Source organism: Latilactobacillus sp. VITA-14 (assembly GCF_046580785.1).
In the GTDB taxonomy this organism is placed as follows: Bacteria; Bacillota; Bacilli; order Lactobacillales; family Lactobacillaceae; genus Latilactobacillus; species Latilactobacillus curvatus.
The window spans coordinates 36108-55203 of sequence record NZ_JBJKTM010000012.1 but is presented as its reverse complement, the minus strand read 5'-3'; the positions used below and the strand labels follow the sequence as shown (position 1 = coordinate 55203).

The window sequence follows — 19096 nt, the reverse complement described above, 5'->3', positions numbered from 1 at the left end:
TAGAAAGAAGTCTTTAACAATGAATACATTATCTGAAAAAAAAGCAATGTTAACTGTCAGTTTACAACAAATGGAAAAAGTGATTGTTGCCTTTTCTGGTGGGATTGATAGCACATTAGTTTTAAAAATGGCTTTAGAAACACTCGGCAAAGAAAACGTCTTAGCAGTCGTTGCTAACTCAGAATTATTCACAGACGAAGAATTTAACAAAGCCATCGACTTGGCACATGATATGGGCGCGAATGTCGAAACAACAACATTGAACTACTTATCTGACGAACACATTGCCAACAACACACCAGAAACATGGTATTACAGCAAGAAGATGTTCTATACACAATTGAACCAAATTGCTGCTGAAAAAGGCTTTGACCACGTTTTAGATGGTATGATCATGGATGATAACAGCGACTTCCGTCCAGGTTTACGGGCCCGTGACGAAGCTGGCGCAGAAAGTGTCCTTCAAACAGCTGGTTTTTATAAGATTGATGTCCGTCAATTAGCAAAGACATTAAACTTAAATAACTGGAATAAAGTAGCGAGCTGTTCAGTTTCTTCACGCTTTCCATATAACACAGCCTTAACTGAAGCCAAAATTGCTCAAGTGATGCAATCTGAAAAATTCTTGCGTGATTTAGGTTTTGCAACGGTTCGTGTTCGTTACCACGAATCAATCGCCCGGGTTGAAGTCCCAGAAGCACAAATTGCTGACTTCTTAACCCACAGCGAACAAATCAACCAAGCATTACAACAAGCTGGTTTTGAATTTGTAACGGTTGATTTAGCTGGTTTCAAGAGTGGCCGGATGAATGAATCATTAACAGCAGATCAAAAAGCAGCTTTAATGACTGCTTAATCTGAGATTAAGTGTTTTAAAGGCTGGGACAAGGTATCTTTGTCCCAGCCTTTTTTGGTAGCGAAAAGTGTTTATCCGTGCTTTAAAAGCGAACTATGTTAAACTATTATAGATACTTTTTAAAATGAGGCGAAAAATTGTGAAACATATTTATTTAGATAACGCGGCAACGACACCCATGGCCCCAGAAGTCATTGCGACGATGACCGAACAGATGCAGGCCGATTTCGGGAATGCATCGAGCACCCATTATTTTGGGCGCCAAGCCCACACGGTGTTGGATACCAGCCGCCATACTTTGGCACAGAGCATTCATGCGAAAGATAACGAGCTTATCTTAACGAGTGGGGCAACCGAAAGTAATAACACGGCAATCCTTCAGACAGCCAAACTGCGTGCTAAAGAAGGCAAGCGGATTATTACAACGGCAATTGAACATCATTCCGTTTTAAAACCGATGGCCTATTTAGAAACGCAAGGGTTTGATGTGATTTACTTACCCGTCAACGAACAAGGGGTGATTGATCTCGCAGATTTGAAGGCGGCTTTAACGCCCGAAACGATTCTAGTATCGATTATGATGGGCAATAACGAAGTCGGCAGTCATATGCCAATTCACGAAATTGGTGAACTTGTCCGCGACTCAAACGCCTGGTTCCACACAGATGCTACGCAAACGTATGGCTTATTAGATATCGATGTGCAAGCTGACAATATCGATTTACTGGCAGTTTCAGCCCACAAGATCAATGGACCTAAGCAAATCGGCTTCCTCTATGTCAACGACGCGATTCATTTACCATCATTTGTCCTAGGTGGCGAACAAGAAAAGAAGCGCCGCGCAGGGACTGAAAATGTGCCCGCTGTAGCTGGTTTTGCGAAAGCAGTTGAATTATTGACCCCAGCGGTTAAAGCAGACCTACAAGCACGGTATGCTGGATTCAAACAGCAATTACTAGCTGATTTAAAAGCCAACGACATTGATTTTGCGCTGAACGCAGAAGAAGCTGATCAAGTCGGGCATGTTGTGAACCTCTGGATTAAAGGTGTTTCAACCTATGTCTTGCAGATGAATCTTGATTTAGCAGGCTTTGCAATTTCAGGTGGTTCGGCATGTACTGCTGGCGATTTGGAACCCTCACACGTGTTGATCGCGATGTATGGTGAGGATAGCCCGCGCGTTGCCGAAAGCATCCGGATTAGTTTTGGTCACGAAACATCGAGCGAAGACGTCGCTGCTTTTGCCGAAGCGCTCACGAAGATTGTGAAACGCAATTTAGCAAAGCAAGCCGCTAAGGGGTAGGCAGCGTTTACGTGCTTGTGCTAAAATAGACTTATTCAGTGTATGGAGGTTAGGCAGATGGCTTTATTAAAAACAACAGCAACGGTTTTGGGGAGTACGGTGCAATATCGACTCAATCCCGCCGTTAAAAAATACACATTAAGAGATGTTGGCTTTGTGCCCACAAACAATGGTAACTTCCAGATGGAACGGCCATTAGATCCTAATTCACCATTTAACAGTGCGATTAAGTTGAAGATGACAATTGGTAAAGAGTTACAGACGTTGAAGATGTCTGTCACCTCTCCAGATGGCTTACATCCAGTCGATATTTTCAAGAGTGAAAAGAATGCTGAAAACGTCGAACAATTTAATTTTATTATTGCTAACTTAGTGGCACGTGAAGTGTTAATTAAAGAAGGCTAAATAACGTTTTAAGAGCGGTTTACCAGGAGTTTGATAGGTAAACTGCTTTTTTACGTTTAACTTATGAAAAGTGAGTGTTTTAGTTTGAAATATTAACCAAGATTGCTATAATGGTAAGTACTGGAATTCACGACCTTCAAATCGTAGAAAACTAGAATCTATTTGAAATGATGGTGATATTGTGGTTGACCACAGTAATACACGAGTCGTCGTTGGTATGAGCGGCGGGGTGGATTCATCTGTCACAGCATTGTTGTTAAAGCAACAAGGATACGATGTGATTGGTGTTTTCATGAAAAATTGGGACGATACAGATGAAAATGGTGTCTGTACCGCAACGGAAGATTATGAGGATGTTGCCAAGGTTGCTTCTAAAATTGGCATTCCTTATTATTCCGTCAACTTCGAAAAAGAATATTGGGACCGCGTGTTCGAATATTTCTTAGACGAATACAAACACGGCAGAACGCCTAATCCAGACGTCATGTGTAACAAAGAAGTGAAATTCAAGGCTTTCTTAGATTACGCAATGGAATTAGACGCTGACTTCATCGCAATGGGCCACTATGCTCAGATTGAACGCGATGATAACGGCATCGCGCACATGTTGCGTGGCGGTGATAGCAATAAAGATCAAACTTATTTCTTGAGCGCTCTTTCTCAAGATCAATTACAAAAATCAATGTTCCCAATCGGTCACATGCAAAAAGCAGAAGTGCGTCGGTTAGCTGAAGAGGCTGGCTTAGCAACTGCTAAGAAGAAGGACTCAACCGGGATTTGTTTCATCGGTGAACGGAACTTCAAGCAATTCTTAGGCGAATACTTACCAGCACAACCCGGTAAGATGATGACGGTCGACGGTCTTGAAAAAGGCACCCATGACGGTCTAATGTACTACACGATTGGTCAACGCTCCGGTCTTGGAATCGGTGGCGGTGGCGAATCCAATGATCCATGGTTCGTTGTTGGTAAAGATTTAGACAAAAACATTTTATATGTTGGTCAAGGCTACCATAATGAATTACTCTATGCTGATCAATTAGATGCAAGTAATATTTCTTGGATCACACCAGTTGATCATGGGACAGATTTCCACGTGACGGCTAAGTTCCGTTACCGTCAACAAGACGTCGGCGTAACCGTCCACATGACATCTGACACAACTGCAACGGTTGTCTTTGATGATCCAGTGCGTGCGATTACTCCTGGTCAAGCGGTTGTCTTCTATGACGGCGCAGAATGTTTAGGTGGCGGCACAATTGACGTGGCTTATAAGGCTGCGAACGATGATGCTGACATGAAAGTATTACAATATATCTAATTTAATCGTTAAAAGTGCTGATAAACTTATGTTTATCAGCACTTTTTTTGTGGGTTTGTTCAATAAGTGGTCAACGACCTTTTTTAGAATAAAATCACAATATAACGTTTAAAACATAAGTGGTTATTCGTTTTAGATTGTGAAATTAATTTAATAGCTGGAGGCGGTTGACTTTTCGAAACTAAGTGGCGTACAATATAGTTACGCGCTAGTTGCGTAATATTTCACAAATTCTCAACGATTAACCGTCGTTTTTTGGATATTTCTAGGAGGTAACATGATGAAAGTAGCAGTTATTGGTTGTACACACGCAGGGACATTTGCAACACAAGCAACATTGGCAGAACATCCTGATTGGGATGTAACGGTTTATGAAACACACGATAATTTATCATTCTTATCATGCGGGATTGCCCTTTGGGTGGGCGGCCATGTAGCCGATCCTCAGAAAATGTTCTATTCAAATCCAGAAATGTTAGCGCAAGCGGGCGCTCACATGAAGATGCAACACACTGTTTTAGAAGCTGACTTAGATCAAAAAATATTACGCGTTAAGAACCTAGTAACGGAAGAAGAAACAACCAAAAAATTTGATAAAATCATCGTCACAACAGGCTCATCACCTGTGATTCCACCAATTGAAGGCATTGACAATCCGAACGTTAAGCTCTGCAAGAACTGGGCGCATGCCAATGAATTGAAGAAGAGCGCCCCAGATGTGAAGAGTGTTATCGTGATTGGTTCAGGTTACATCGGTGCCGAATTGGCAGAAGCCTATGCAACAACTGATAAGCAAGTGACATTAATCGATGCATTACCACACGCACTCGGCAAGAATTTCGATCCTAATATCTCAGAAATCGTGGAACAAGATTACCGTGACCACGGTGTAACCCTCGCGCTTAGCGAAAAAGTGGTCAGTTTCTCAGGGACGGATCAAGTCACTGTTAAAACTGATAAGAACGAATACACAGCCGACATTGCAATTTTATGTGTTGGCTTCCGCCCAAATACTGGCCTTTTCAAAGGGCAAGTTGATATGTTAGGTAACGGTGCGATTTTGACGGATGAATACATGCAAACGTCTGTTAAGGATGTTTATGCAGCCGGCGATTCAGCAGCTGTTCATTACAATCCAACGCAAAAAGCAGATTACATTCCATTGGCAACCAACGCTGTTCGTCAAGGCCTTTTAATCGGCCGCAACATCGAAACACCAACTGAAAAATACATGGGCACGCAAGCAACCTCTGCCGTTGAATTATTTGGTCGCACCTATTCAGGGAGTGGCCTAACAGTTGAAGGCGCGAAAGTGCGTGGGATTGAAGTCGCTACAACAACGTTAGAACAAGATTACCGCCCTGATTTCATGCCATCCACGACACCGGTTTTGATGAACTTAATGTGGGATCCTAAGACGCGTCAAGTATTGGGTGGTTCATTCACAAGTATGTATGATATTGCTCAAGCAGCGAACGTCATTTCAATGGCCATTCAAACGAAGATGACGATTGATCAATTAGCAATGGTTGACATGTTCTTCCAACCAAACTACGATCAACCAGTCAACTACGTCAACGCAATTGCAATGCAAGCTGTCGCAGAAAGTAAATAAAAGAGTGTGTAAGTAAGCGTTCATATTTTGAGGATTAACTGGATTTGGCAAATAGGGTTAACCGCAGAAATATGCCTACTGAAACACGTTTAGAGCAACTAATAGATGAAACCGCTAGGATAAAAAGTATTTTTATCCTAGCGGTTTTTTTGATGGCGTTTTACAGGAAAAATGCTTGCTTTATTAGTCGATTGACTTGAATTTAGGGCGTAACTCTTTCATAATGAAAAGTAAGTTATTTTAAGGAGAGAACGCATGACAACCTTATATTTTATCCGCCACGGTAAGACTGAATGGAATTTGGAGGGCCGCTATCAAGGTGCACGCGGTGATTCACCATTATTAGACAGTAGTTACGTTGAAATTGAAGAATTAGCCACATTTTTAAAGCCCATTCATTTTGATCATTTATATACGAGTCCGTTAAAACGCACACAGGTAACGTCTACTGCGCTAAAACGAGACCTAGGGCAGGATTTTCCGATTACGGTTGTTGATGCACTCCACGAATTTAATCTCGGTCTAATGGAAGGAATGCGCTTTACGGAAGTCGAAAAACAATATCCGACAATCGTGAAAGCCTTTCGTGAAGCACCAGCGGAGTATGATCCAACTGAGATTAAAGGGGAAACCTTTGAACAAGTGATTGAACGGACGACGCAGGCAATTGACGCAATTGTGAAGGCCGCTAAACCGACTGATCATATTATTATTGTCAGCCATGGGGCAGCGATGGTGGCGATGATGCAGTCCTTACTCAAGACGCCATTGGCTCAGGTCCGCAAAGACGGCGGTGTGACAAATTCATCTGTGACCACGATGACAACTGACGATCAAGGAGCATCTTTCAAACTAATTAAGTGGAATGATACACACTTCCTCAGCAAGCAATTATCCGCAACAGATACGATATAGGAGATGATCACGTGCAAGCAATTCTAGCAAAATGGGCCGCTGGCGACCACGAAGCCGCTGTTAAAGATCTCGTACAATATTTACAAGATCACTCAGAAGACATTGAAGCTTACGTTACCCTTGCGACATTTTTAACGACGCTTAAAGATTTTGAACAAGCTGAAGCACTTTTGCAAAAAGCGTTGACGCAATTTCCTAATGAAGCTGCATTGACTTACGCATTAGGAACACTCTATTATCAAGCGGAAGCTTATCAACAAGCGGTGCCCTTGTTCATGCAGTTGGTGCAAGACTCACAATCAACAGATGCGCAGTATATGCTTGCGCAGACATATCATCAACTCGAACAGAATCCACGGGCATTGGCGTTCGCGTTGACCGTTCAAGAACAAGAACCAGACCAACTAGACGCCAATCTTTTAGTGGGCGATATTTTAACGAGCTTGGGTGATTTTGACCAAGCGCAGACCTACCTTAAAAAGGCATTGACCATTGCACCTCAAAATGGTGAAGTATTATTTAAGTATGGCTTGACGCAACTGGTCTTAGGCGCTGATAGTGAGCCTTATTTCGAACAAGCCAAGCACTATGCACCGGATTATTTTAAAAAGAATAAACAACAGTTAATTGATATTGAAGGCTTCACGCAGGCTAAAAAGCAAAAAGAATAAGGGATGGCGATTGTGGATATAGCAAAAACAGACGAAACCAAACCAACAGTCACCGGAACCGTCCAGAGTATTTTCTATGAGAGCCCGGATAATTTTTTTAAAATTCTACTCGTTAAAGTAGCATATAAGACGATTGACTGGCACGAAACAGAAATTGTGGTGACCGGGAGTTTTGGCGACATTAAAGAAGATGAACGATATACCTTCTATGGCAAAGTGGTCACTCATCCTAAATATGGCAAACAGTTTCAAGCCGATAATTACCAAGTGGACCAACCAACGACTAAGGCCGGCTTAGTCGCTTATTTGTCTGGCGAAAAATTCACAGGCATTGGGCAGAAAACGGCCGAAAAAATCGTGGATACTCTTGGAATTGACGCGATTGATAAAATATTAGAGGATCCGACGGCGTTAGAACCATTGGGGCTAAATGCGAAGAAACAAGCACAACTCGTTGAAACGCTGACGATTAATAATGGGATGGAACAGATTATTATTGGTTTAAACAACTATGGTTTTGGGAGCTCGATGGCCTATAACATCTATCAGACCTACCATGAAGATACGCTGAAGATTATCCAAGAAAATCCGTACCAACTCGTGGCTGACATTGCTGGGATTGGCTTTAAACGTGCAGATAATTTAGCGGAGACCCTCGGGTTTGCCGCTGATTCAGCCGTGCGGGTGCAAGGGGCTTTAATGCAAGCGTTAAATGAGTTGACCAATCAAGCTGGGGATACCTATACCCAGGCCAAGCCGTTATTGGCAGCTAGTATTGAGTTGATGGAAAAAGCACGCAATGTTGCCATTGATCCGAACTTGGTGGCTGAACAACTGATGGCACTTGCACATGATGGGAAAGTCGTTGGTGATGAGAATCGGATTTATCCGAATGGGTTATTTAATGCGGAGTGGCAAATTGCGAACCATTTAATGCGAATTGAAAATGAACGCGATCAACTTAGCTATCCTAAACATGATCTAGATCAAGAAATTCGCCACCTCGAAAAACGGTTTAAGATGACATACGATGACGTACAAAAAGAGGCGATTAAGCTTGCGATGACTCACCGGGCGTTCTTATTAACCGGAGGACCTGGTACTGGGAAAACGACGATTATTAACGGAATCGTGACGTTATACGCTGAATTAAACGGGCTGTCATTAGATATTAATGAGTACAAAGACACGCCGTTTCCGATTTTATTGGCCGCTCCAACAGGTCGGGCCGCAAAACGAATGAGTGAAACAACGGGTTTGCCTGCTAGTACAATTCATCGCTTACTCGGAATCACTGGCCGCGAAAATAATCCAGATGTTTCCGGTAACAAAGAATTGGAAGGCGGCCTATTGATTATTGATGAAATGTCGATGGTCGATACTTACTTGTTTCGCTCATTACTACGGGCGGTGCCCAGTCATATGCAGGTTGTATTGGTTGGGGATAAGGATCAATTACCATCCGTCGGGGCAGGGCAAGTTTTCTTTGATTTATTGCAGAGTAAGGTTATTCCAGCGGTTGAATTACAACGTATTTATCGGCAAGATGACCAGTCAACGATTATTCCGTTGGCGCATGAAATTAATCAAGGCCAACTGCCAGCGGATTTGTTGAAGCCGCAAAAAGACCGCAGTTTCATTCAATGTAATCCGTATCAAATTGAATCGGTGATTGAACAAGTCGTTACTAAGGCCAAAGTGCGTGGTTTTGAAACTAAGGACATTCAAGTGCTAGCGCCGATGTACAAAGGAGCAGCCGGAATTGATCAGTTAAACCCGATGATTCAAAATATCATGAATCCAAAGCTAGATGACCGCAAAAAACAAGTTAGTATTGGTAACGTTCACTACCGTATTGGCGATAAAGTACTCCATCTGGTCAATAGTCCGGAACAAAATGTGTTTAATGGTGAAATCGGGCAGATTACGGGGATTACCTATGCTAAAAAGAGTGCGGACAAGGTTGACGAGATCACCATTGCTTTTGATAGTGCAGAAGTGACCTATAAGCGGAGTGAGTGGCACAAGATTACATTGGCTTACTGTACGTCGATTCATAAGGCGCAAGGTTCTGAATTTGAAATGGTGATTCTACCATTGGTCAATCAATACCAACGAATGCTCAAGCGAAACTTACTGTACACAGCAGTCACGCGGGCTAAATCATTGTTGATTCTGATTGGTGAACCGAGTGCTTTCCAAAAAGCAGCTCAGGAACTTTCGGCCAATCGGCAAACGACGTTAAAAGAACGGATTCAAAGTGTCTTTAACGGTGAACAACTCAGCACCGCCATTAAGGCGGCCAGTGTGGGGCAGACAGAAGCCAAAACAATTGTTGACCAGCCGGCACCACCAAGTGCGCCAGAAACGGCTGTTGATGAACAACTGAACTTAGTGCCAGAAGACGACGACGCAATACAAGAAACGCCAATCAGTTATGTCTTAACACCGACTGTTCTAACGCAACAGCAAGTGGATCCAATGATTGGGATGACCGGGGTGACACCGTACGATTTTATGCCGAAATCAAAATAGTGTATAATAGGGTAAACAACTAACGAAAAATGAGGCGAAACAATGGTTGACCAGCGATCTAATTTAGAGATTAGACCCGTGACAATTGAACATTTAGAACAATTTAATGACTTATTACGGTATGTTTTTCAAGTCACCGATCAGGAAGTTTCTGATAGTGGCTACGAAGAGGGCGAATTAGAACGCGCCAAACGTCCCGTATTAGAAAAATCTGACGTAATCGGATGGTTCAATGGGGACGAACTGATTTCACAATTAGCCATCTATCATTGCCGCGTGAACATTCATGGCCAGGTATTTAACATGGGTGGTTTGACTGGTGTCGGGACTTACCCGGAATATGCCGGTCATGGTTTGATGCATGACTTGGTTAAAGTCGGCTTGAACAAGATGCGTGAGAATAAGCAGTGGATATCGTATTTATATCCATACAGCATTCCGTTTTATCGTAAGAAAGGGTGGGAGATCATGTCTGATCACCTAACTTATGATATTCGTGATAGCCAATTACCTAAGCAACGGCCGGTAAATGGGCACGTTGAACGCCTTGATATTGACGATGAAGACGTGATTAAAACGTATCAACGGTTTGCACTAAAAAATCACGGTGCAATGATTCGTAACGAACTGAACTGGGATGAATATTGGCGTTGGGAAAATGAAGAAGAACGGATTGCTGGTGTTTATTATGATGAAAATGAACAACCCACCGGCTATGTTTTATACTGGATTGCCAACGAAGTCTTCCATATTAAAGAAATGATTTATCTTAATCAAGAAGCACGGATTGGTCTGTGGAACTTCATTGGCGCGCATTATTCAATGATTGAACATGTCAAGGGTAATCAATATCAGGATGAACCGATTTCATTCTTATTAGAAGATGGTGATATTGACCAGACGATTAAGCCATATTTTATGGCGCGGATTGTTGATGTGCGTGAATTCTTGTTGGCTTATCCGTTTGAAACGGACGGGCAAGCATTCCACATTGAATTGACCGATCCATTAGCTGAATGGAATAACGGTACGTTTGGCGTTTATTGGGATGAACAAGGAAAAGTGCAGGTCACAAGTCGCCCAGTCGGTGAACGAATTCAATGCGACATCCAGACACTAACAACAATGCTGATGAGCTATCGACGCCCATCATACTTGGCAAAGATTGAAAGACTCCAAGCCAACCGACAAGCACTAAAAAATCTCGAGAATATTATTCCAATGGACCAACCATACTTCTCGGATTACTTCTAAAGAAATGAGTGCATTCAAGTTTGGTCAACTTTTGAGCACTAGCTTAACAATGCGAATGATTGCTGAAAGCAATCGGTTGACTTGTGTTGCTAGGCACAGGAACATGATTTGAAGAGCACGTTAAAAGGCGCTGCCCCCAACTTGGAGGCAGCGCCTTTTATTTATGCTTGCTTCTTTAGCCAAAATGCCTGGCTTTTAAGACTGTAGTGAATATCAAATGTCCGGCTACCAAGTTCTTCACCGTCCATTTGCCCGAATTCTAATGTTTTTGTTTGAATCGCTAAGTTGGTTCCTTCAAAGTGATGCACCGCTTGATAGCGTGTGTGCCGACCAAACAACATCATCACAAAAAGATAGCAAAAGAAAAAGGGATTCAATTTTTCAATCACAATTAAATCAAGTTGATGGTTGTCGACCGTTGCGCTAGGCATGATGGGGACCCCTCCGCCAAAGTAGGGATGGTTAGTGGTGGTCACTAAAAAGCCACGTTTAAAATAATGATTTTGGTGATCAGCCGTGACGGTGACTTCAAATGCATCTTGGTGCATAAAAACTTTAACCAATGAGCTGATGTAAGCTAATGAGCCTAAGTGCAATCGATTTAAAAGTCGTTTATGATTTGAATGATTGGTGGTGCTGACCACGTTGGCATCAAAACCAATCCCCACATTGTTAACGAAGTAGCCATGGTCGTTCTTCGTTGTGTCATGATAATAACCTAAATCGATGGCAGTTGGCATTGTGGCCGACAAGATTTGTTCGAGTACGGTCAATGGATCACGACTAATCCCGACACCACGGGCGAAGTCATTACCCGATCCACAAGGAATGTAAGCAATCGGAATATCGCCGCGCTGAGCATTCTGGAGACCATTAATGGCTTGATTGAGCGTGCCGTCTCCACCAATAATTAATAAAATTTGATCCGTGTACTTAAACTTTGCAAATTGGAAGGCCAATTGGGTCGTGTGACCTGCGTAGTGGGAGAGTTGAAGGTCATAGTGAATTTGTTTTTGTTTTAATTGAGTTTCAATTTTAGGCCAGATACTCGCTGCCTGACCGGTACCGGCAACTTGGTTTAAAATGATGTAAAAATGGGGATTGGAGGGCATGAACAAGCCGCCTTTCAGAAAAAGTAATCTGTTGTATATTATAGCGGTTTTTACCAAATGTTGACAATAAAAACTTGCATTAAACAATAAAAAAAGCGCCAGGTCATATATTGACCTGGCGCAAAACTTATTATTCTGTACTTTGAATGATCATTGGTAAAATCATTGGGCGGCGTTCTGTTTTTTCAAACAAGAAGTCTTGTAAGCCATCAATGATTGCTTCGCGGACTTGGTTTTCAGTGACCTTGTCGTTAGCGTTAAACGTATTGACGATCATTCGGAAAACTCGGCGTTGGGCTTCGCTAATCAATTCACCTGATTCACGCATGTAGACGAAACCACGGGAGAGGATATCTGGACCAGCGAGAATGTTCTTTTCACCAAGATTGATAGTTGCCACAACAACAACCAAACCTTCTTCTGAGAGCATTTTACGATCGCGGAGCACGACATTGCCAATATCGCCAATTCCGTTGCCATCAACGTAAACGTCTTCGGCGCTAAAGTGACCAGCAACCCGCGCTGAGTCAGAAGTGAGTGCTAAGACGTCACCGTTTTCAAGGATGAAGCAGTTATCAGGTTCCACACCACATTGTTGAGCGAGTTCCGTATGGATTTTTTGCATCCGGTATTCACCATGGCAAGGCATGAAGTACTTCGGTTTGATTAACCGGAGCATTAATTTTTGTTCTTCTTGACCACCGTGACCTGACGTATGAATGTTATTCACTTTACCGTGAATAACTTCAGCACCAGCTTCTGAAAGCTTATTAATCACGTGGTTAACGCTCATTGTATTCCCAGGAATTGGATTACTTGAGAAAACAACGGTGTCGCCAGGTTGAATTGAAATTTGACGGTGAGTCCCATTGGCGATCCGGCTTAGAGCAGCCATTGGTTCACCTTGAGATCCTGTACATAGAATCATCACTTTGTCGGCGGGCAACGAATTTAATTCATTGGCATCAACTAAAGCTTCATCGGGAATATTTAAATAACCGAGTTCACGACCGTTGACAACCGCTGCTTCCATACTGCGACCAAAGACGGCAATTTTACGACCGTTAGCAATCGCAGCATCAGTGGCTTGTGAGACCCGTGAAATATTAGAAGCAAACGTTGCGAAAATAATGCGACCTTCAATTCGTTCCACAATATGGCGGATTGAAGTGCCGACGAAACGTTCTGACTTTGTAAAGTTTGGTACTTCGGCATTGGTACTATCAGACATTAAACATAAAACGCCTTCTTCACCTAAACGTGCCATTTTTTGAAGATTAGGGGAAGGTTGATTACCAACCGGGGTCAAGTCAAACTTGAAATCCCCAGTTTCAACGATTACCCCTTGAGGTGTATGAATCGCAACCCCTAAAGTATCAGGAATTGAATGGGTAGTCCGGAAGAAATCAACACTTGTTTTGCGGAATTTAAGGACGGTATCTTCGTTTAGTTCGTGTAATTCTGTTGACCGCAAAAGGCCGTGCTCTTCTAACTTACCGCGAATCAAGGCAAGTGCCAATGGACCAGCGTAGACGGGTACATTAGGGACTTGTTGCAAGAAGTAAGGTAAACCACCAATGTGATCTTCATGCCCATGGGTAATGACGAGGGCTTTGATCTTTTGTTGATTCTTTTGAAGGTATTGATAGTCTGAAATAACATAATCGATCCCTAAGAGTTCATCTTCGGGGAATTTAATGCCGGCATCAATCACAATAATTTCGTCTTGGAATTGAACACCATACATATTTTTACCGATTTCACCAAGTCCCCCTACGGCGAAAACGGCGGTTTCGTTATTCTTAATATCGAGTTTCATTTAATTAAAACTCCGTTAATTTAAAATCTTCTGATTCTTGTTCAAAAGCAAGGTGCTTACCAGATAATTCTTGTACAAATTCAATATTGTAGGGAGTATTGTCTTCAACAAGTTGGCGTGCTTCAACGGCACTGTCTGCTTCTAAATAAATCGATTTAGTTGCCTCGCGTAGAGGGCTTTGGGTTTTGTCTGCTTGGAAAAGTACTTTATAAATCAATTGTAAAACTCCTTTATTATTCATCATAGTTTTAAACGAAAGATTAACCGTCCAGGGGTTGATTACTCAACATTTAAGAATATTTTAGCATATCTTTTCGGTAAAGTATACATTGAGCGACGTGCTCTAAATAGCGTGTTTGCCTCGATTCGGTTATAATTATCATATTAGTGAGCAATAGAAGTGGGGGATTGTTATGTTAATTTGGTTGTCAGTCGTTATCATTGTCGCGTTAGCGCTTTTTTTAACCTGGTTGATTAAACGGTTACGCCGACAAAGAGCGACGCGGATTTTACAACACAGTAGTCAAGAAATTGCGGATGAAATTGCAACGGTGGCTTATCAAAAAATGCAAGCGAGTCAGCCGGATTTTTATGCACCGCAAGCCAAACTGGTTTCGAACCTGCCCACTGAAATTTGGGGCAATAATGTGATGGTCTTCGAATACCAAGTGCCCATCCGACAAACATCATCTGCATTAAAGGATGTGGCAGCCGCAATTGAGGAACAACTCAATGAAGTGGCTTACGAACGGCGGATTGCCTCCGTCAGTCCGCGTTATCCGGCTTTGCTAGTCACTGATGTGTGGTTTTTGGAAGAACAATTGCATTTTGACGTTGCTTTTATTGTCAATCGCGAAACAATCGAGTATGTTAAAGATATGGCACAGGTAGAAGATTAAATTTGAAGTTTAGAAGGAGTTTGCACCGATGAAATTAATGTGGCGCTATACGATCCGATATAAGAAATTACTATTTTGGAACTTTATTTGCGTATTTGGATTTATTCTAATCGAATTGGGGTTACCAACGTTATTAGGACAAATTATTGATAAAGGAATTAATCAACATACCTTTGGTCCTGTGTGGCAATTTGGGTTGTTGATGGTTGGAATCTGTTTAATCGGACTAATTGGCTTAATTGGCTTGGCTTATACTGGTAGCAAATTAACCACCAATATCGTCCGTGACATTCGTAACGATATTTTTAAACAAACCATGCAGTTTTCCCATAGTGAGTATGGCGAATTTGGTGTGTCTTCTTTGATTACTCGGACCACTAATGATGCTTTCCAGGTGATGCAATTTATGACCCAAGTGTTGCGGACAGGGTTTATGACCCCGATGATGATCGTCGCGAGTGCTTTCATGATTGTACGGACAAGTCAATCGCTCTCATGGATTGTATTTGCGGCAATTCCAATCCTGCTAGCGGGGGTTGTCTTGATTGGTCGCGTTTCTGAACCGATGTCGACGGAACAACAAAAAAATCTGGATGCGATTAATCTGAATCTGCGTGAGAACTTGACTGGGATTCGTGTTGTCCGTGCTTTTGTGCGGGAACAATTCCAGAAATTACGCTTTAGAAAAGTGAATGATGACTACAGTCATAGTTCTATCCGGCTGTTTACGTTGGTGGCTTTAGCACAACCGGGCTTTTCGTTCATCTTTAATATCGTATTCGTTCTAATCATTTGGCAAGGGGCTGTTCAGATTGATGGTGGTCACTTAGCGGTTGGGACGTTGATTGCGTTTATTGAATATATTTTCCACGTACTGTTTTCATTTATGTTATTTGCCAGTGTCTTCATGATGTATCCACGGGCCGCTGTTTCAGCAGAACGAATTGAAAAAATTTTGAATGCGCCAATTAATATTACCGAAAAAGAAGACGGGGTAACAACAACCGACACACAAGGTGAATTGGTGTTTGATAATGTCTCCTTTGCTTATCCAGGTCCGACTGAAAGTCCAGTCGTTCGGGATGTCACGTTCCAAGCGCATCCGGGTGAAACGGTTGCCTTTATTGGGAGTACCGGGAGTGGTAAGTCAACGTTGATTCAATTGATTCCACGCTTTTTTGACGTAACACGTGGATCGATTAAGCTTGACGGTCATGATGTGCGCGACTATCAACTTAAGGCGTTGCGCCAAAAGATCGGTTTTATTCCACAAAAAGCGGTGTTATTTACCGGAACAATCGCGGAAAACTTGCGTTATGGTAATCCGAATGCGACTGATGAAGAATTATGGACAGCTTTGAAAATTGCACAATCAGATACCTTTGTCGCTGAAAAACCAGACGGCTTACAAACTTATTTAGCCGAAGGTGGGAGCAATTTATCTGGTGGTCAAAAGCAACGTTTGGCGATTGCCAGAGCGATTGTCCGCCGCCCCGCGCTTTATATCTTTGATGATAGTTTTTCAGCATTGGATTATAAAACGGATGCGGCGTTACGAGGTGCATTGAAGTCAATCACCAAAGAGGCAACAGTGCTGATTGTGGCACAACGAGTTGGGACTATCATGAATGCTGATCGGATTGTCGTCTTAAACGAAGGTCAAGTGGTTGGTATTGGGACTCACCGCGACTTATTAAAAGATAACGAGATTTATCGTGCGATTGCGGCATCACAGTTATCACAGGAGGAACTCAATGAAGAATATTAGAGAACTTAAACGGCTAATGCGCTACATTGGGCCGTATCAAGTGACATTTTGGCTTGCGATTACCGCAACTGTTATTTCGGTGCTCGCTAATGCACTGTGGCCAGTGATCATGGGACTAGCCATTACTGAAATCAGTCGGAATTTAGCACAACACGTTGCGATTAATTTTAGTTATATCGCGAAGGTGATTGCGATGATTTTGAGCTTTGCGTTGCTATATCAAGTGACGATGTTTTTAGGCTCGTTTTGGATGACGCGGGCTGTTCAACGGGCGATGCGTGATTTACGGCGCGACATTGATTTGCAAATCAATGCGCTACCCGTTCGTTTTTTTGATTCACAACAACAAGGGAATATCTTGTCACGGGTAACCAACGATGTGGACGCGATTACGAACGCTTTACAACAGAGTTTAATTCAAGTTGTGACATCGATCTTAGGGATCATCACGGCCGTGATCATGATGATTACGATTAATATTTGGATGGCGCTCTTATCATTAATAATGATTCCAGCATCGTTATTGATTTCAAGACGGGTCATTCAGAAATCGCAGCCGTACTTTAGAGGCCAACAAGATACGTTGGGCGAAATGAACGGCTTTGTACAGGAAAATTATGGCGGCTTCAGTGTCTTGAAACTTTACGGACAAGAAGAACGCGCAATTGCTGATTTTGCAGAAATTACGGATCGGTTAACTGACTATGGCTTTAAGGCAGCCTTTGTTTCTGGCTTGATGATGCCGTTAGTTGGTTTAACGACAAACATGACGTATGCCGGGATGGCAACGTTAGGTGGTTATTATGTCTTGCACGGTGTGATTTCAGTTGGTAATTTACAAGCCTTCATTCAATATATTTGGCAAGTGAACCAACCAATCTCACAGATTACACAGTTGTCTGGTGTGATTCAATCAGCTGCTGCTGCAACTGGTCGTGTATTTGAAATCTTAGATGAGCCAGTTGAAGCAACCGATAATGAAACAGCATCGTTGCCAGCAATCGTTCAAGGTAAAGTTGAATTTGATGATGTCAGTTTCAGCTATAACCCAGACAAACCATTGATTCGCCATTTGAGCTTTACTGCTAACCCAGGTGATAAAGTGGCGATTGTCGGGCCAACCGGTGCTGGGAAGACAACGATGATTAACTTGTTGATGCGTTTTTATGATGTGACATCTGGAACGATTCGGATTGATGGGGTTGACACGAAGCAATTAAGCAAGCAACAAGTCCGTTCCCAATTTGGGATGGTACTTCAAGATGCTTGGTTATATCATGCTTCAATCACCGATAATATTCGTTTCGGGAAACTCGATGCGACAGAGTATGAAGTCGTTGATGCGGCTAAAACCGCTAATGTCGATCATTTTATCCATACGTTGCCAAACGGCTATCAAATGACGATTGATGAAGAAGCAAGCAACGTTTCGCTTGGGCAAAAACAACTATTGACGATTGCCCGAGCCGTGATTGCGGATCCTAAGATTTTAATCTTGGACGAAGCAACTAGTTCGGTGGATACCCGATTGGAAGGTTTATTGCAAAAAGCCATGGAAAAAGTCATGCAAGGGCGAACGAGTTTCGTCATTGCCCATCGACTCTCAACGATTCGCGACGCGGATTTGATTTTAGTGATGGACCATGGTCAAATTGTTGAACAAGGGACGCACGATTCGCTATTAGCTGCCGGCGGTGTGTACGCTAATTTATATAACAGTCAATTTGCCGATACGCCTGAAGCGGTGAAAGCATAAAAAAAGCATGATCGAAATCTTCTAATGAGATTTCAATCACGCTTTTTTATGTGCTTCTCGAGTAGCCTTTACCGTTAAGCCTCAAAGCCTGACCAACTCGAATCAGCACTTCTTCTTTAACGTGCGCTTGGGTGCAACAACTCCCGTTTAATCTAAAATTGGCAGTTATCCCACAATTCGGGATAACTGCCAATTCTGTATTAATGCTCAGTTGCTAAGCACAACCAATCGTACTTCTATTCAATAATAATCATGTCATCTGGTGCTGCGAATGGGTCTTGCTTGTTGATGTGATCGAAGAACAAGATGCCATTTAGATGATCGATTTCGTGTTGGCACACAATAGCTGGGTAGTTTTTTAAGCGAATCTTGTGGCTTTCACCGTCTAAATCTTGGTAACGTAGTGTAATACGGTCAGGGCGGGGCACAAAGCCGGGCACTTCGCGGTCAACTGATAAGCAACCTTCACCTTCAGCAAGTGCTGCGTTTTGAACAGAGTGGCTGATAATTTTAGGGTTGATAATCACATCTTTGAAGATGGGTTCGTCTGGTCCAGGGACCAAGACAGCAGACATTTGTTTTGAAACATCTACTTGGGGTGCAGCTAAACCGACGCCAGCGCGCAAGTGGTACTTTTCAGCAAGTTCAGGATCCTGGCTATTTTCTAAAAATGCCATCATGTCAGCAGCAAGTTGCCGATCTTCATCTGATAGTGGAAAAGTAACAGGTTCAGCTATTTTTCTAAGTGTTGGGTTACCCTCGCGGATAATATCTTTCATTAATATCACAGTTAAGACCTCCGATTAATTCGTCATTCATTATTCTAGCACAATTCAAGTTAAAACGGAATGAATTGCTTGACCTGCT

Annotated in this window: 16 protein-coding genes; 12 read left to right on the top strand and 4 right to left on the bottom strand. The window is 42.5% G+C overall.

Translation table 11 applies throughout. The annotated features are described in order from the left end of the window. Positions 1–19 precede the first annotated feature (19 nt). The 9 genes from larE (at position 20) to eis (ending at position 10875) form a co-directional block, all read left to right on the top strand. On the top strand, positions 20–856 hold the full coding sequence (gene larE, locus ACF1X7_RS06485; protein ID WP_221276675.1) for an ATP-dependent sacrificial sulfur transferase LarE: 837 nt from the start codon (positions 20–22) through the stop codon (positions 854–856). A 139-nt stretch (positions 857–995) separates the two neighbouring features. Then, positions 996–2159, top strand: coding sequence for a cysteine desulfurase family protein (locus tag ACF1X7_RS06480; protein WP_411162567.1), 1164 nt, complete (start codon positions 996–998; stop codon positions 2157–2159). Between the two features lie 57 nt (positions 2160–2216). Then, positions 2217–2564 (top strand): DUF1831 domain-containing protein, encoded by a 348-nt coding sequence (locus tag ACF1X7_RS06475; RefSeq protein ID WP_004270492.1) that lies wholly within the window; start codon positions 2217–2219, stop codon positions 2562–2564. Between the two features lie 181 nt (positions 2565–2745). After that, positions 2746–3885, top strand: coding sequence for a tRNA 2-thiouridine(34) synthase MnmA (mnmA, locus tag ACF1X7_RS06470; RefSeq protein ID WP_107504406.1), 1140 nt, complete (start codon positions 2746–2748; stop codon positions 3883–3885). 280 nt (positions 3886–4165) lie between these two features. Then, on the top strand, positions 4166–5500 hold the full coding sequence (locus tag ACF1X7_RS06465) for an FAD-dependent oxidoreductase (protein WP_411162566.1): 1335 nt from the start codon (positions 4166–4168) through the stop codon (positions 5498–5500). 255 nt (positions 5501–5755) lie between these two features. Continuing rightward, the gene (locus ACF1X7_RS06460; protein WP_069468262.1) at positions 5756–6415 is read left to right on the top strand and encodes a histidine phosphatase family protein; all 660 of its coding nucleotides are present in this window, start codon (positions 5756–5758) and stop codon (positions 6413–6415) included. An 11-nt stretch (positions 6416–6426) separates the two neighbouring features. Continuing rightward, positions 6427–7086, top strand: a complete 660-nt coding sequence (locus ACF1X7_RS06455) for a tetratricopeptide repeat protein (RefSeq protein ID WP_064777090.1) — start codon at positions 6427–6429, stop codon at positions 7084–7086. 3 nt (positions 7087–7089) lie between these two features. Beyond that, on the top strand, positions 7090–9621 hold the full coding sequence (locus ACF1X7_RS06450; protein ID WP_411162565.1) for an ATP-dependent RecD-like DNA helicase: 2532 nt from the start codon (positions 7090–7092) through the stop codon (positions 9619–9621). Positions 9622–9663: 42 nt separating this feature from the next. After that, positions 9664–10875, top strand: coding sequence for an enhanced intracellular survival protein Eis (eis, locus tag ACF1X7_RS06445; protein ID WP_039098715.1), 1212 nt, complete (start codon positions 9664–9666; stop codon positions 10873–10875). Between the two features lie 161 nt (positions 10876–11036). Here the strand turns inward: eis and ACF1X7_RS06440 are convergent, their stop codons facing one another. The 3 genes from ACF1X7_RS06440 to ACF1X7_RS06430 all read right to left on the bottom strand — a co-directional run bounded on the left by ACF1X7_RS06440 (position 11037) and on the right by ACF1X7_RS06430 (position 14023). After that, positions 11037–11987 carry a diacylglycerol/lipid kinase family protein gene (locus ACF1X7_RS06440; RefSeq protein ID WP_221276673.1) on the bottom strand — a complete coding sequence of 317 codons (951 nt, stop codon included), beginning with the start codon at positions 11985–11987 and terminating at the stop codon, positions 11037–11039. 130 nt (positions 11988–12117) lie between these two features. After that, positions 12118–13806: a ribonuclease J1 gene (gene rnjA / locus ACF1X7_RS06435; protein ID WP_004270489.1), complete on the bottom strand. Its 1689-nt coding sequence runs from the start codon at positions 13804–13806 to the stop codon at positions 12118–12120. Between the two features lie 4 nt (positions 13807–13810). Continuing rightward, complete coding sequence (locus ACF1X7_RS06430; RefSeq protein ID WP_004270493.1) at positions 13811–14023, bottom strand: DNA-directed RNA polymerase subunit epsilon; 213 nt, start codon at positions 14021–14023, stop codon at positions 13811–13813. A 196-nt stretch (positions 14024–14219) separates the two neighbouring features. Between ACF1X7_RS06430 and ACF1X7_RS06425 the strand changes: the two genes are divergently transcribed. Genes ACF1X7_RS06425 through ACF1X7_RS06415 form a run of 3 tightly spaced genes read left to right on the top strand, consistent with a single transcriptional unit; the run spans position 14220 to position 18229 of the window. Further along, positions 14220–14705, top strand: coding sequence for a hypothetical protein (locus tag ACF1X7_RS06425; protein ID WP_039098717.1), 486 nt, complete (start codon positions 14220–14222; stop codon positions 14703–14705). 28 nt (positions 14706–14733) lie between these two features. Continuing rightward, positions 14734–16473 carry an ABC transporter ATP-binding protein gene (locus ACF1X7_RS06420; RefSeq protein WP_039098719.1) on the top strand — a complete coding sequence of 580 codons (1740 nt, stop codon included), beginning with the start codon at positions 14734–14736 and terminating at the stop codon, positions 16471–16473. Further along, the gene (locus ACF1X7_RS06415; RefSeq protein WP_411162564.1) at positions 16460–18229 is read left to right on the top strand and encodes an ABC transporter ATP-binding protein; all 1770 of its coding nucleotides are present in this window, start codon (positions 16460–16462) and stop codon (positions 18227–18229) included. Before ACF1X7_RS06420 ends, ACF1X7_RS06415 begins: the two co-directional genes overlap by 14 nt. Positions 18230–18465: 236 nt before the next feature. Here ACF1X7_RS06415 and def read toward each other — a convergent pair whose 3' ends face one another. Further along, a complete protein-coding gene (gene def, locus ACF1X7_RS06410) occupies positions 18466–19017 on the bottom strand; it encodes a peptide deformylase (RefSeq protein ID WP_004270742.1) in 552 nt (183 codons plus the stop codon). Positions 19018–19096 lie beyond the last annotated feature (79 nt).

What these genes read in the sequence shown, in the direction of transcription:
- larE (WP_221276675.1), top strand. Translation starts at nt 20, where the DNA reads ATGAATACATTATCTGAAAAAAAAGCAATGTTAACTGTCAGTTTACAA.
- ACF1X7_RS06475 (WP_004270492.1), top strand. Translation starts at nt 2,217, where the DNA reads ATGGCTTTATTAAAAACAACAGCAACGGTTTTGGGGAGTACGGTGCAA.
- ACF1X7_RS06465 (WP_411162566.1), top strand. Translation starts at nt 4,166, where the DNA reads ATGAAAGTAGCAGTTATTGGTTGTACACACGCAGGGACATTTGCAACA.
- ACF1X7_RS06460 (WP_069468262.1), top strand. Translation starts at nt 5,756, where the DNA reads ATGACAACCTTATATTTTATCCGCCACGGTAAGACTGAATGGAATTTG.
- ACF1X7_RS06450 (WP_411162565.1), top strand. Translation starts at nt 7,090, where the DNA reads ATGGCGATTGTGGATATAGCAAAAACAGACGAAACCAAACCAACAGTC.
- eis (WP_039098715.1), top strand. Translation starts at nt 9,664, where the DNA reads ATGGTTGACCAGCGATCTAATTTAGAGATTAGACCCGTGACAATTGAA.
- ACF1X7_RS06440 (WP_221276673.1), bottom strand. Translation starts at nt 11,987, where the DNA reads ATGCCCTCCAATCCCCATTTTTACATCATTTTAAACCAAGTTGCCGGT.
- rnjA (WP_004270489.1), bottom strand. Translation starts at nt 13,806, where the DNA reads ATGAAACTCGATATTAAGAATAACGAAACCGCCGTTTTCGCCGTAGGG.
- ACF1X7_RS06425 (WP_039098717.1), top strand. Translation starts at nt 14,220, where the DNA reads ATGTTAATTTGGTTGTCAGTCGTTATCATTGTCGCGTTAGCGCTTTTT.
- ACF1X7_RS06420 (WP_039098719.1), top strand. Translation starts at nt 14,734, where the DNA reads ATGAAATTAATGTGGCGCTATACGATCCGATATAAGAAATTACTATTT.
- ACF1X7_RS06415 (WP_411162564.1), top strand. Translation starts at nt 16,460, where the DNA reads ATGAAGAATATTAGAGAACTTAAACGGCTAATGCGCTACATTGGGCCG.